General features: G+C 66.9%; 15 protein-coding genes and 1 tRNA gene. 5 read left to right on the top strand and 11 right to left on the bottom strand.

Annotation, left to right across the window (positions count from 1 at the left end):
• Positions 1-9: 9 nt before the first annotated feature.
• Entirely contained in the window at positions 10-588 is a 579-nt protein-coding gene (locus OXG33_06745) for a nicotinamidase (protein ID MCY4113620.1), read from the bottom strand.
• 179 nt (positions 589-767) lie between these two features.
• Positions 768-841: transfer RNA gene (locus tag OXG33_06740), tRNA-Gln, on the bottom strand.
• 65 nt (positions 842-906) lie between these two features.
• Here OXG33_06740 and OXG33_06735 point away from each other — a divergent pair.
• Both OXG33_06735 and OXG33_06730 read left to right on the top strand, forming a co-directional pair.
• Complete coding sequence (locus OXG33_06735; GenBank protein MCY4113619.1) at positions 907-1,638, top strand: HAD-IA family hydrolase; 732 nt, start codon at positions 907-909, stop codon at positions 1,636-1,638.
• Positions 1,635-2,180 (top strand): NUDIX hydrolase, encoded by a 546-nt coding sequence (locus OXG33_06730; protein ID MCY4113618.1) that lies wholly within the window; start codon positions 1,635-1,637, stop codon positions 2,178-2,180. The genes OXG33_06735 and OXG33_06730 overlap by 4 nt, the downstream gene beginning before the upstream one ends.
• 174 nt (positions 2,181-2,354) lie before the next feature.
• Here OXG33_06730 and OXG33_06725 read toward each other — a convergent pair whose 3' ends face one another.
• Both OXG33_06725 and OXG33_06720 read right to left on the bottom strand, forming a co-directional pair.
• A complete protein-coding gene (locus OXG33_06725) occupies positions 2,355-2,486 on the bottom strand; it encodes a hypothetical protein (GenBank protein MCY4113617.1) in 132 nt (43 codons plus the stop codon).
• An 88-nt stretch (positions 2,487-2,574) separates the two neighbouring features.
• A complete protein-coding gene (locus OXG33_06720; GenBank protein ID MCY4113616.1) occupies positions 2,575-3,405 on the bottom strand; it encodes a hypothetical protein in 831 nt (276 codons plus the stop codon).
• A 426-nt stretch (positions 3,406-3,831) separates the two neighbouring features.
• Here OXG33_06720 and gltX point away from each other — a divergent pair, with 426 nt between their 5' ends.
• From gltX to OXG33_06705, 3 genes are all read left to right on the top strand, one after another.
• Positions 3,832-5,289 (top strand): glutamate--tRNA ligase, encoded by a 1,458-nt coding sequence (gene gltX / locus OXG33_06715; GenBank protein ID MCY4113615.1) that lies wholly within the window; start codon positions 3,832-3,834, stop codon positions 5,287-5,289.
• A gap of 7 nt (positions 5,290-5,296) precedes the next feature.
• On the top strand, positions 5,297-6,394 hold the full coding sequence (locus OXG33_06710; GenBank protein MCY4113614.1) for a GNAT family N-acetyltransferase: 1,098 nt from the start codon (positions 5,297-5,299) through the stop codon (positions 6,392-6,394).
• A 300-nt stretch (positions 6,395-6,694) separates the two neighbouring features.
• The gene (locus OXG33_06705) at positions 6,695-7,009 is read left to right on the top strand and encodes a hypothetical protein (GenBank protein ID MCY4113613.1); all 315 of its coding nucleotides are present in this window, start codon (positions 6,695-6,697) and stop codon (positions 7,007-7,009) included.
• Positions 7,010-7,258: 249 nt separating this feature from the next.
• On the opposite strand, the gene OXG33_06700 is transcribed toward OXG33_06705, so the two are convergent.
• From OXG33_06700 to pstB, 7 genes are all read right to left on the bottom strand, one after another.
• Complete coding sequence (locus OXG33_06700) at positions 7,259-7,762, bottom strand: hypothetical protein (protein MCY4113612.1); 504 nt, start codon at positions 7,760-7,762, stop codon at positions 7,259-7,261.
• Between the two features lie 234 nt (positions 7,763-7,996).
• The gene (locus OXG33_06695; GenBank protein ID MCY4113611.1) at positions 7,997-8,980 is read right to left on the bottom strand and encodes a zinc-binding dehydrogenase; all 984 of its coding nucleotides are present in this window, start codon (positions 8,978-8,980) and stop codon (positions 7,997-7,999) included.
• Between the two features lie 68 nt (positions 8,981-9,048).
• Positions 9,049-9,651 carry a hypothetical protein gene (locus OXG33_06690; GenBank protein MCY4113610.1) on the bottom strand — a complete coding sequence of 201 codons (603 nt, stop codon included), beginning with the start codon at positions 9,649-9,651 and terminating at the stop codon, positions 9,049-9,051.
• Positions 9,652-9,759: 108 nt separating this feature from the next.
• Positions 9,760-10,599: a sugar phosphate isomerase/epimerase gene (locus OXG33_06685; GenBank protein MCY4113609.1), complete on the bottom strand. Its 840-nt coding sequence runs from the start codon at positions 10,597-10,599 to the stop codon at positions 9,760-9,762.
• 21 nt (positions 10,600-10,620) lie between these two features.
• Positions 10,621-11,835 (bottom strand): glycosyltransferase, encoded by a 1,215-nt coding sequence (locus tag OXG33_06680; GenBank protein ID MCY4113608.1) that lies wholly within the window; start codon positions 11,833-11,835, stop codon positions 10,621-10,623.
• 141 nt (positions 11,836-11,976) lie between these two features.
• Complete coding sequence (gene phoU, locus OXG33_06675) at positions 11,977-12,729, bottom strand: phosphate signaling complex protein PhoU (GenBank protein ID MCY4113607.1); 753 nt, start codon at positions 12,727-12,729, stop codon at positions 11,977-11,979.
• Between the two features lie 14 nt (positions 12,730-12,743).
• Positions 12,744-13,553, bottom strand: a complete 810-nt coding sequence (gene pstB / locus OXG33_06670; protein MCY4113606.1) for a phosphate ABC transporter ATP-binding protein PstB — start codon at positions 13,551-13,553, stop codon at positions 12,744-12,746.
• Between the last annotated feature and the right edge of the window lie 23 nt (positions 13,554-13,576).

The following is a 13,576-nucleotide window of genomic DNA, read 5'->3' as shown; positions in this document are numbered from 1 at the left end:
GCGCCGGGGCTAGCTCACGGCTTCGGTGACGGCGCCCGCCGAGCGCATCTCGTCCAGCGCGCGGGACCCATCGCCGGGCTGCACCTCGACGGCGCGAGTGGCATTCAGAATCACGTGGACCGGCAGTCCGGCAATCCGCCGCGCATCGAGCACGCTGGCGCGCACGCAGTAGTCCAGGGCCAGCCCGCCGACCCATAGCCGCTCGACGCCGGCGGCGCCAAGCTGCGCGGCCAGTTCGGTGCCCTCGAACGCGGAGTAGGCCTCATGCCCTGCGTCCGTTCCCTTGTCGATTATGGTGGCCGATTCGGGAAGAGCGAGATCGGGGTGAAAACCTGCGCCGGGCGTTTCCGCCACGCAGTGCGCCGGCCACGGTCCACCCTGCTCCTGGAAGCTCACGTGGTCGGGCGGATGCCAGTCGCGCGAGGCGAAGACGGCAGCGCCGGCCTCACGCGCCGCGTCGATCCACTGGTTCAGCACCGGCACCACGGCGTCGCCGTCGGGTACGGCCAGCGCGCCGCCGGGACAGAAGTCCCGCTGCACGTCCACGATCAGCAGCGCGTCGGAGGCTCGCAGCGCAGCCGGGTTCATGCGGCCTGACTAGGCAATCTCTGCAAAGCCCCCTCAGCCCAGCCTGGAGATGGGGCCTTATCCCCTCTCCCTTGACGGGAGAGGGTTAGAGCCTGCCCCGTACTTGATACGGGGGTGAGGGTGATCGGGAGCTTGGACGGGGGATGTCGACCGGTTACGCAAGAGTCTCCCTGGCGTGGTGGCTGGGGTAGATGGATTCGAACCACCGCTTCACGGTCCAGAGCCGCGCGTCCTACCACTAGACGATACCCCAGTAGCGGGTTTGCCCAGCGCCGAACATAGCACCCGCAATGGAGCCAACGCGGCTAGCATAGGGGAATGAATCGGCCTCTGCGCGGTCCCTACCGCGTCGTGCTCTGCGACGTGGGGGAGACCCTGGTGCACTACAAACGCAGCTTCTCCGTCACCATATCGGCGGAGGCTGAGCGGCTTGGGGCGAAGGCGCCGATGAGCGAGGTTCGGCGCATTGGCGACGAGGAGTACGACCGCGCCATCAGGGATCCGGCCGCGCGCGGCAGCAGCGCCGACGCCGATCGATCCAGGGCGTTCTGGCAGGGCATGTACGCCGCCATGGGCCGACGCCTGGGCGTCAGCGATCCCGCGTTGCTGGCCCAGCGGCTGTTCGACGAGTTCACGACCGTCGAGTCGTACGACGCCATCGACGGCGCCCGCGAAGCCCTGACCCGGATTCGAGCGGCGGGGTTGAAGCTCGTGGCGGCCTCCAACTGGGAGCCCTGGCTGTTGGACCTGCTCGACCATCTCGAGCTACGCGAGTCCTTCGACGCGCTGGCAGTGTCAGGACTCATCGGCGTCGAGAAGCCGGACGCGGAATTCTTCGAACGAACGCTGGAGATCGCCGGGGCCACGCGCGACGAAACCGTGCACATCGGCGACAGCTTCTACGCCGACGTCCAGGGCGCGTGGGGCGCCGGCCTGGATGCCATCTGGATCAACTGGCACAACCGGCCCGCACAGGCCTGCCCCACGGTTCACACCATTGGGGCCGCCGCGGACGCCGTCATCGCCGCAAGCGAAAACGGGGCCGCGTGAACCTGGATTGGGAAACGATCCGGTCGCAGGTGGCCTGGCGGGGGCGCTTCCCGGTGCTGGTGGATGAAATCCGTTCGCTGGAAGACGCGCGCGAGATGACCTACACCTACCTCGGCATCGGGGTCGGCGCGGTGGTCGTTCTGGCGCTGGACGATGCCGACCGCGCCGTCTGCGTCCGGCAATACCGCCACCCGATGCGCCGCGTGGTGCGCGAGCTTCCAGCGGGGCACATCGACCGAGGCGAGGACCGCACCCTCGCCGCCCACCGCGAGTTCGAGGAAGAAACCGGCCTGCGCCTCGGCCACCTGGAACATCTCGGCAGCTATGTCCCGGTGCCGTCGCTGGCCGACTTCTCGATGCACATGTATTTCGGCCACACCCTCACGCCGGGCCGCCAGCAACTCGACGACAACGAGCTGCTGGAGATCGAGCGCGTGCCCATCCGCGAGCTGCACCAAGCCATCCTCGAAGGCCGCGAGCCCGTCGTCTCGATGAACTACACGGTGCTCTTCGCTGCCGCGCAGGGGCGGTTGCCACTCTAGCGATCTTTGCGTCACCCCTCCGTCATTCCGGCGAAGCCTTTCCCGCGCAGGCGGGGAGCCGGAATCCAGTCCGGTTGACCCCAGAGACGACCTGAAGGTGCGGGGAGGAGCGGTTCGCGAACGCCGCAATTGGATTGCGCCAAGGTCTACCTCTTTGCCGACGAACGATTCGCATTAGGTCCCGCTGGAGCGCTCAATGAGATCAACGGATTGGCGACGCGCCGATTCCCACGAGAGGTCGATATCCACGACCGCCGCTGTCTGTAGGGCAATCAGCATGAGCAGGATGGCCGCGAAGCGTTTCATGGCAACTCTCATTCGATGCCGCCGGGCCGGGGAGCAGCCAGTCTCCCCGGCCCGGTCATGCTCAGCTAATGATCCTGGTTCGCGAGGCCTAACAGGGCGATTGGCTACCGGCCCATGCTCGTGCCGGTCCGGTGTTCCCGTTGCCGTACTGCCGCTTCTGGATGTAGCTGTTCCACTTGTAGCAGACATCCGGTCCAGGCTCATTGTCGACGTAGATCTCCTTCTTGACCTCGCCCTTCGCCTCGTCCCAGAGGCGATCATGACCAATTCCGCCAGCGGTCTTCTTGATGTACTTCGGAGTCCCGGAGTACTTCACCTGGACGATGCCCTCCCATTGCCACTCCGTATTCACCCAGGTCTTCAGGAGCGGAAGTGCCGGGGTGTCGGCGATTACCGTGCCGGTGTAGCACCAGAAAGTCCTAGAGCGGTGGACGATGTTGGCTTTCTTGGTGTCGCTCTTGCACGGATTCATCCCCATTGCGACAGCCCCGTCTCCGAGCGTTGAGGCCTTTCCCGAGCTGATCTCTGGAGTTACCGTTACGGAGAGAGCGTCGTCGGGGACCGGCGCATCTGGATCATTCTCGACGTTGCTGTTGTCGAGGTTCGGCGTTGACCACTCGGGGATTACATGCGGCCCGGTAATCACCATATTGCGCAGATCGTCGAGCGAGGTGATCCCCAGCTGCTCGCGCCCGATGGGACCAAGGGCATCCCACGTGTAGCGGATCACGTCGTCGGGAGCCACATCACCAGCTCGGACCGCCTCTCCAGCAGGCACGACGAGCACGGGCGGGGCGGTGCCGGGTGGAGTCTGGCTCCCGGCATCTGGCGCGATGACAAGCGCCGTCATACAGGCCAAGAGGAGCACCGCCCCGAGACTGCGGCGGCCGACACGGCTCAGGTGTACGAAGCGAGACATGGCTGCCTCCTTCCTCCGAGTGAGCGCCATTGCTCACCTACCGGCACCGTAGCTCGCAGAACTTCATGTCACAACCCTTTCTGAATTCTTTTTCACTCAATTTAGGGGTGTCGTCGCTGGATACTGTCCAGACTTCAGTGAGGCATATAGTTATCTACAGTGCTTGGGGTCGTTATGGCGATCCTATGGCTGCCGGCCGCCGTCGAGGGCGATGGCCGCTGCAGGCACAAGGCCGACCACCACCAGGTCAGCAGTTGCGCAGCTAGCAGTCATCAATTGCGCGCCATTATTTCGTCGTCGAAGTTAAACCCCGAACGTGTATAGAAACCCCGGCCACCAGATCGCAGCGAGCGTCCCCCGGCGGCAGCCACTTAGTACGCTGGCGCGCGGATCCCACCACTTTCCATTCCGAGGAATGAGCGCAGGATGACGACCGGCATGCGGGTGCGGATGGCGCCGAGTCCGACCGGTGACATTCACATCGGCAACGCGCGCACGGCGCTGATGAACTACCTGCTGGCGCGGCAGTCGGGCGGCACGTTCATCCTGCGCGTCGAGGACACCGACCGCGAGCGCAGCGATATCCAGAAGGAGGCCGGCATCTACGACGGCCTGCGCTGGCTGTCCCTCGACTGGGACGAAGGCCCGAACGTCGGCGGTCCCTACGGACCCTATCGACAGAGCGAGCGCCACGACGTGCACCGGGAGGCCATCGAGGCGCTGCTTGGGTCGGACGCGGCCTACTACGACTACACGACCGCCGAGGAGCGCGCGGCCGAGCGCGAGGCGCAAATCGCGCGCGGTCAGACGCCGCGCTACAGCGGCAACGGTCGCTCCCTGACCGCCGCCCAGATCGCGGAGCGCCAGGCGGCGGGCGTGGTGCCCGCGGTGCGCTTTGCCTCCGGTTCGGGCACGGTGGGCTTCGAGGACGGGGTGTTCGGGCCGCTCGAGACCGACGCCTCGGAGATCGAGGACTTCGTGATCGCCCGCGGCGACGGCACGGCCCTCTACAACATGGCCGTGGTGGCCGACGACCGCTCCATGGCGATCACCCACGTCGTGCGCGGCGCCGACCACACCTCCAACACATTTCGACAGGTGCTGCTCTATCGGGCGCTCGGATGGGAGCCGCCGAACTTCGCGCACCTGCCGCTGCTGCTCAACAAGCGGCGTCAGAAGCTCTCGAAGCGCGACGGTTCGCAGTGGCTGGGCGAATATCGGGCGCAGGGCTATCTCCCCGAGGCCGTGGTCAACTTCATGGTGTTTCTCGGCTGGTCGCCGGGCGACGAGCGCGAGCTGTTCAGCCTCGAAGATCTGGTGGACGAATTCAGCTTGGAACGCGTCAATCGCGCCGACGCGGTCTACGACGTGCAGCGGCTGGATCACTTCAACGGCGTCTGGCTTCGTCGACTCGACATGGATGCGCTGGCCGATCGCGCGCTGCCGTTCGCGCGGGACGGTGGGCTGCAGGTGGACGACGCGCAGCAGGACTATTTCCGGCAGGCGCTGGCGCTGGAGCAGGAGCGCATCGGCCACTTGAGCGACGTGCCGGACATGATGGGGTTCTTCTTCGACGACGACCTCGATCCCGACGTGGAGCTGATGCGATTCAAGCGCCACGACAGGGCCGAAACCGCGGCGGCGCTGGCGACCGTGGAAGGCTTGGTGCGCGAGCTGCCGAAGTTCACCATCGGGGCGATCGAGACCATGCTGCGCGGGCTGGCCGAGCGGCTGGGCTGGAAGACGGGCGACCTGTTCATGCCCATCCGGATTGCGGTGACCGGCCGGCGCGCCACTCCGCCGCTGTTCGAGACCATGGCCGTGCTCGGCCGCGAACGATGTCTCGTTCGCCTGCAACGCGCACGGGCGAAGCTGATCGCATAGCCCGCCGATGAGCCGCCTGCGCTTCCACCAGGCGCCGTCGCCGAAGCCGGGGCGCACCGATGTTTGGGCCGAGCTCGACGACGAGTTGGTGTGTTCATTGGAAGTCATGGCGGCGCCGGTTCGACTGGCCGGCGCGACGCTGCGCACGGCGGGCATTGCCAACGTCTTCACAGAGGAAGGCCACCGCCGCCGCGGCTACGCCAGCGCGCTGATGGCGCACGCGCACGACCTCCTCACCGACGCCGGCTATTCGACGGTCGCGCTATTCGGCATTCCGGGGTTCTACGGGCAGTTCGGCTACGCCACGATCGGGTGCGACTTTGCTATGGAGGTGGAGACCAAGGTCGCCGAGCAAGCGATCGGCCGGCATCGTGCGCGGCCGGCGGACACACGCGATCTGCCGGCGGTCGCCGATATCTACAACGCGGTCAACGCCGGCCTGGACGGCTCGGTCGTGCGCGACCCCGCGGACTGGATCGGCCTACGCAACGGCTCAACGATCCTGGGCACGACGGGCCTGTGGATCGCCGTTGACTCGGACGGTCGCTCCGTTGGTTACATCGCGCTGCGCGAGGACTCGACCGGAGTGGAGGTCATCGACGCCGGGTTCACGGAGTCGGCAGTCGCACCGTCGCTGGTTGCGCTGGTGTCTGTCGAGGCCGCAAAGCGGCAGGCGTCGAGCATCAGGTTCGAGCTGCATCCCGAGGTCGGCCTTGGCTCCTATGTGCGGCGAATGGAATGCAAGCAGGAAACGGTTCGACCGCAAGACTCCGGCTATATGCTGCGCATCCTCGATCAGGATGCGGTGCTGCGGGCCATCGAGTCGACGCTGCCCGCGCGGGCGGCGGTGTGTGGCGACGAGGCCCCATCCCGCGTGCGCGTCACAACGCCGTTGGGGACGACCGCCGTCGACGTCGGCGGCCGTGGGCCGGAGCGCGCGCTGGCCCTGCCGCACGAGCGTCTGACCCAACTTCTCTTTGGCTATTGGTCGGCTGTTGAGGTCGCCGAAGTCGACGACGTGTCGATCGCGCCGGAAGATTTGCCGTGGCTGGCGGCGCTGTTTCCGCGCAGCGACGCCTACTGCTACGAGCCGGATCGGTATTGACGCGGGACGCGGACGCCCACCAGGAGCGCCCCTAGACGGACGGTCATTTCCCGTAGGGGCAGCCCTAGTGGCTGCCCGCAGTCTTCGGTGGCCCGCGCGGCGTCCAGCGCAGGATCGGCTATTCCCCTCACCCTATCCCTCTCCCGCAGTGGGGAGAGCGGACCGGACCGAGCGCGATTTCAGCTCCCATGCTGCACGCAGCCTGGCCGCCAGCGGGTTCGCACCATGGGCCACCGAGCAGCGTCAGGCCCGGCGTGAGTATGCTTTCCAAGCGGTCGGACATTGCGAAATGGCCAGGTAATGACCACCAGGCTTGAGGACGAGTTCCATCGAGCACTCGAGAACCACGTTTATGCCGATTTCAAGTCCCACAGCTTTCCCATGTTCCTCATGCAAGCGATGCGCCGACACAGCGGGGTCTTTGCGGCAAAGCAACTGCTCGGCATTTCTCCGGTTCGATCGGGGCTAACCGAACTTGGCGAGCAGGGGCGACTGGATATGTCCGTGGAAGTCCTGATGTTGCAAGAGCGATGGAGACCGCTGTTCAGCGTTGACGAGTTGAAGCTCGCGCGGGAGCGTTTGAAAGACTTGGGCTACGAGCCGGACCGGCATTGACGCGGGAAGCGGGCGCCCACAAAGGGCGCCCCTACACGAACGGTCATTCCCTGTAGGGGCGGCCCTAGTGGCCGCCCGCAGTCTTCGATGGCCCGCGCTGCGCGCAGCGCGGGACCGGCCATTCCCCTCACCCTATCCCTCTCCCACAGCGGGGAGAGGGGACCGGACCGAGCGCAGGTCCAGCTCCCATGCTGCACGCAGCATGGGCCACCGAGCATGGGCCACCGAGCATGGGCCACCGGGCGGCAGCTAGGGCCGTGGCGGCTCGGTCGCGGCCGTTGGCGCCACATCGCAGGCAGCACAGTCGGCGCGGAACGTGCGCCAGCGCCTAAAGAGCAGCGCGGTGAGGATGAGCATGGTGGCGACGTTGATGAACGGTCGCGCCGGCTCGATGACGTTGAGCACGCCGGCGGTGCCGAAGGCGGCCACCAGCAGCCCGTTGCACAGGGGACAGGACACGGCGAACGCCGCCAGGAATCCCCCGCTGAAGATGGCCGTGCCGCTCTGGTCAATGCGGCGCGACCGCGCATAGACGCTGAGTCCCGACAGCGCGCCGAGCAGGGCCGCGTTGACTACCCAGATCGGGTAGTCGATCGCCAGCAGCGGCGTCTGGCGCTCGAGGACCGGCGTGTCGATGGCGCCGGTGACGAGCCCGACGACGACGAAGAACAGCACGGCGACGACGAGCCCCACGCCCACGGCTCGCCACAGTTCCGGCGAAATGGACTTGGCTTGTGTGCGCAGGGTCAGCATTGCCAGTCTCCGGATGCCTAGTCGGGGATGCTGGGTTGCCTGAGTCTACGCGGACCCTCGGGCAAGTCGGGTAGAGGCGGGTCCGAGACCCGCCGGAGGCCAAGCATCCGGCGCGCCCCAGATGTGACCGGACTGGATTCCGGCCTGCGCCGGAATGACGGAGGGAACAGTCCCCTCACCCCAGCCCTCTCCCCACGGGAGACGGAGCGACCGCCGGCACCGACGGGCACCCAACTACCCTCTGTAGTCGAACTCCAATACGACGCCCAGGGTCTCGCCGATCCGGTTGTAGAGGAGGTCAAACGCGTCGGCGACCTGCTCGAACGGATAGCGGTGAGTTGTCATGTGCTCGGGTGCGACCTGGCCGGATGCGAGCAGATCCATGCCGCGTCGCGCCGACGCCGCGTCGGGACCGCGCCGGTAGTAGCCGCCGATGATTCGCCGACCTTGCGCCGCGCCCGAGGTCAAGGGCAGCGGCTGGTCCTCGTAGAGCCCGACAAGGTGCAGCGTTCCGCCGCGGGCGACCATGTCCATGGCCGGTCCGAACGCCTTGGGACCGGCCGAGCCGCCGACGGCATAGACCACCGTGTCGGCGCCGACGCCGTTGGACAGGCGCTGGACCGCGGCCACCGCGTCTTCCTTGGCCGCGTTGATCACGATGTCCGCGCCCAGCTTGGCCGCCATCTCGCAGCGCAGGTCCAGCGTGTCGATGGCCACGATCGTGCCGGTGCCGTTTAGCTTCTGCACCTGCATGATCAGGCTGCCGACCAGACCTTGGCCGACCACCACGACGAGGTCGTCGCGGGCCAATCCCTCGATATCCACCCAGGTCACGCCCCCGGCCAGCAGCGGCCAGTAGGTCGCCTGCTCGAAGCTCACGCCGTCGGCGATCGGGTAGACCTGATTCTGGGCGTCGGGCCTGGCGTACACGGCGTCTCGCACGACGTATTCGGCGTGAGGGGCGAGGGACACCACCCGGTCGCCGGGCTGCAAGTGGGTGACCTCTTCGCCGACGGCATCCACCACCCCGGCGAGCGAATAGCCCATGGACTCCGGATTCACGGCGTGCTCACGCGTATAGCGAGCGCCGATCTCCGAGCCGCGGCTGATGAGACTGGTGACGGATCGAATCCGCACCTGTTCCGGTCCCGGTTCGGGAATCGGGACCTCTTCGATTACGACGTTGAACTTGCCTTCGGGCTTGGCGGATCGTTTCATACTCGGGTCTCGCGGGATGGATCGTCGCGGTATGAAACCACGGGCGGGCAGTCTGCGCGAGCGGGCGGCTAGGGTCGCGCCGCCAGGTCGTTGCGAAAACGAGAGGCTGTCCGAAACTTGGCGGCCAGCTCGGTGTAGGTATCACCGGTTGGCGCTGCATCGAAACCATCGGTCAACTGGCGCTCGATCAGCGTTGCCTGGGCATCGCGACCCTCGGCCAGCAGGTCGCGCAGCCAGCGGTTGTAAAACACTCCGCTGCGCGGCAATCGGAACTCCATGAACGTGGTGTTGGCCCGGGAAAACACCTCGCCAGTTGCGCCGGCCGTGGCAATGACTCGCAGCGCGCTGACGTCGCCATGGGCCGCGCGGCCGGCCTCGTAGTCCAAGTAGGTCACCGCCGGCTCCAAGGCGCTCAGCAGACCGTCCGCGTCGATCAAATACAGCAGCAGAGCAAACGACACGCCCATGCCGATGGGCGCACGCTCGATTGCCGGAATTGGCTTGACCGGCGCGATCGGGAGGTCGGACTCCTCCGGCGCTTCTGCCTGCTCCGCCGCCTGCGGCGTAATCTGCGGCGGGCTCGCCGGAGGAGCCTGGCCGGCGGCCGCTGGGAGCAGAGTCAGCACAACGACCGCCGCCACCATCAGCACGAGGGTCGCAATTGCGGCCATGGGTCCGGCCCTTAGCACCCGACCCTCCGTTTCACACTCGACCAGCCCACACCGATCTCGCCGGCGCTAGCGCCGTGGCCTTGCGAGGACAGGGACGCCTACAGGCGGCTAGCCAATGCCGGCCCGACGCGCCGCGTCGGCAAGGGTGTCATAGGCAAGCTGCGCGTGCGCGAACGGCTCATAGTCGGGCCGAGCGACGACCATCTTCGAGATCTCGACCGTCTCGTATCCGCGATAGCCGCACTCATGCATCGTCCGCAGGTAGGTGGCGTGATCAAAGTCGTCCTCGCCGGGCGTGACGAACGCGTGATTGGGCCAACGCCCGGTCACACCCTTGATATGCGTGTGCAGCGCATGCGGCGCCAGCGGGGGCACAGCCTCGGCCACGCTCATGCCAATGGCCTGGAAGTGGCTGTAGTCGACGTTGAGACCGACGTTGCGCAGGCCAATCCGCTCAATCAACCAGAGCGCTTGGTCCGGCCGGCTGAGCGCCGCTCCGACGTGCGGCTCGATGGCCAGCGACACGCCGTGAGGGGCGGCGTATTCTCCGAGTCGGGCGTACTCGTCGACCACTCGATGGCGCACGGCATCCCATTCGGACGGGACGCCACCGGGCAGCGTGTTGATCGGTGGCGGGTCGTCGGGGTCAAGCGCGACGGCCAGATGCACGGCCTCGCGCAAGCGCGTGATGCTGGTCAGGTATTCCGGGGGATCCAGGAGCCGCGAGTGCGCGGCGAGCGCCGTGAGCGTCATGCCCTGCTCACGCAGCAAGGCGGGGATGCGTTGGCGGGCGGCGGCGTCCAGGCGTTCGAGGGCCGTGGTGTAGCCGGGCAGGATGGTGAGCTCGAGCCCGGCGTAGCCCATCCGGGCCAGTCGCGGCACGGCGACCTCGATGGGGACGTCGGCCATGCCCCAGGTGCTGTAGGCGAGCTTGACGATGCGGCGCATTCCGGCGGCGAGCGCTAGATTCTAGCGCCCGCCCACGCGGCGCCCGCGCCAGCGTCCGCCCTGGCCCGACCAGTGAAGGCGGGCCGAGTCCACTGTCATAGCCGTGTAGATGGCGGCGGTGACGGGCAGCGCGAGCGCGAGGACTGTTCGGGTGCCATACCAGCGCAGCATCGGGACCAGCGATGCGGTCATAAGCGCCCACGCAGCGAATCCCGACGCCAGGAGCAGCGCGGCCGGAGCGGCGGCTGCGCCGGTCGCGAGGGCAACCGCGCCCAGGATGATGGCGACCGGCGGCCACACGAACACCACGAGCAGCCCCAACACCGTACCGGCCAGGCGCCAGGCGGCGAAGTCCAACTGGGCGTACGCCGAGCGCGTGACCATGGACCAGATCTCGCCCAGGCCTCGGTAGCGACGCACGCTGCGCACCTCGCGCGAGAGCCCCAACCAGATCCGTCCGCCCTGCGGCCGACCGTGGTCCTTTATGCGGCGAGCCAGGGCGCAGTCGTCGATGACGGCTCCGGCAATCGACTCGATGCCCCCGGCGCGTTCAAGCGCGACGGCTCGAACGAGCATGCAGCCGCCCGCCGCGGCGGCAGTCCCGGTTCCTGGATCGTTCGACCGGCGGAAGGGGTAGATCATGCCGAAGAACATGACGAATGCTGGAATGAGCAGGCGGTCCCAGAGGGAAGCGACGCGGAGCATCGCCATCTGCGAGACCAGGTCGAGGTCGTGGTGAATCGCCGCGGCCACCAGTGACCGGGCCGAGTCCAGCGGGTGCCGAATGTCGGCATCGGTGAGGAGGAAGTAGTCTGGACGCCCTCCCAAGGCCGCGTGTACGCCCGCGTGCATGGCCCAGGTCTTTCCCATCCATCCGGGCGGCCTAGGGTTGTTGCGAATGACCGTCAGGCGGTCGGCGGCGCCGACGCCCACGGCAATGGCTTGGGCAGTCTCGGCGGTGGCGTCGTCGCTTACGTCGTCGACCAAATAGACGTGCAGGTCACCCGGATAGTCCTGCGCGAGCAGCGCCGGCAGCGTGTGGGGCAGTACGTCGCTTTCATTGCGCGCCGGCACGACGACGGCGAGGTCCGGCCACTCGGACGGCTGGGCGGCGAGATCAACTGCCGGAAGGCGAACGTCCGTGCGCCAGAAGCCGCCCCGCGCCAGGAGCAGCACGAGCCAGGCGCCAAGGGCAGTAAGCGAGAGCGCCACGACGAGCCAGAGTGCGGTCGTCACGGAGATCGGCGGGTCCGCGGGCGGCAGATGTGCACGCATGGTCGGCCGAGTTTGGATTCCTGCTTCCGCGGGAATGGCGGACGGGGGCTGCGCCGGCAGACGAACAGCACCTGCGGGTCGGCCATCGCGTCGCGCCGCCCGCTAAACCCCGACCGGTGGAAACCTGCCATCGGCGCCGTCGCCGGCGCCGTTGCCGTTGCCGTTGCCGTTGCCGCGCTCGGTGAGGCGCTTGTCCCACCACTCCTCGCGCGTGGGGATCTGGCCCGTGCTGACGAAGATCACACGCTCGGCGATGTTCGTGGCGCGGTCGGCGATGCGCTCGATGTTGTGGGCCACCCAAATCAGAAAGGTCGCACGCTCGATCTTCGTCGGGTCCGCGATCATATGGGTGACGAGTTCGCGGTAGACCTGCTCGTAGAGCTCGTCGACTTCGTCGTCCCGCTGCCAAACCGCGGACGCGGCCTCGATGTCGCGGGCCACCAGTGCGTCGAGGCTGGCGCGCATCATCTCGCGGGCGATGTCCGCCATGCGGGGAATGTCAATCAGCGGCTTTATGGGCGCCTGCTCGCCCATGAGCAGCGTGATCTTGGCGATGCCCTCGGCGTAGTCGCCCATTCGCTCCAGCTCGTCGGCCACGTGGAGGGCGGTAACGAGTTGGCGCAGGTCGCTGGCCATCGGCTGCTGCGTGGCCATGATGTCGATGGCGTGCTCTTCGAGTTGGATTTGACGCGCATCGATCTCGTCGTCGGCGTCAATCACCGCCTGGGCTGTCGCGGCGTCGCGAGTTCGCAGGGCTTCGACGGCGCGCTGGACCGCCTTGTCGACCATCGACCCAACGAGAAGGATTTCGTCTTGGAGTTCATTCAGACGCTGGACGTATTCCTGGCGCGGCATGAGCGCCTTCCTCCCTAGCCGAAGCGGCCGGTGATGTAGTCCTCAGTGCGTTGATCGGACGGGGTAGTGAATAGGCGTTGGGTCTCGTCGACCTCGACGAGCGAGCCGGCAATTTCCTCATCGAGCATGAAAAACGCGGTGCGGTCGGAAACGCGGGCGGCCTGTTGCATGTTGTGGGTAACGATCACGATGGTGTAGTTCTCGCGCAGCTCGCGAATGAGGTCCTCGATCCGAGTCGTGGCGATGGGATCGAGCGCCGAGCAGGGCTCGTCCATCAGGATCACGTCCGGCTCGACCGCGAGCGCCCGGGCGATGCAGAGCCGCTGCTGCTGACCGCCGGAGAGATCGAGGCCGCTCCTCTTGAGGTCGTCCTTGACCTCGTCCCAGAGCGCCGCCTGGCGCAGCGAGTGCTCGACGAGATCGTCCATCGAGCCGCGGTACCCGTTGACCTTGGGGCCGTAGGCGACATTTTCGTAGATGGACTTGGGGAAGGGATTCGGCTTCTGGAACACCATGCCGATGCGACGCCGCATCTGCACCGGGTCCACGTTGCGCGCGTAGATGTTCTCGCCGTCGAAGATGACGCGCCCCGCGACACGCGCACTCGGAATGAGGTCGTTCATGCGGTTCAGGCAGCGCAGATAGGTGCTCTTGCCGCAGCCCGACGGGCCGATGATGGCCATCACCTCGTGCTGCGGAATGTTGAGGGAGATTCCCGACAGCGCCATCGTGTTTCCGTACCAGAACTTCAGGTCCTCGGTGACCAGCACGTCGGGCTTGGCGGGGCCGTTGGCGGGGGCAGCGTCATTCACCGGTGGATTCATCTCGACGTCGGGTCTACGGGTTC

This window comes from Chloroflexota bacterium, from assembly GCA_026708035.1.
Taxonomy (GTDB): domain Bacteria; phylum Chloroflexota; class UBA11872; order UBA11872; family UBA11872; genus JAJECS01.
Note: the sequence above shows the minus strand (reverse complement) of the source record. Positions and strands in the feature narration are given on the sequence as shown.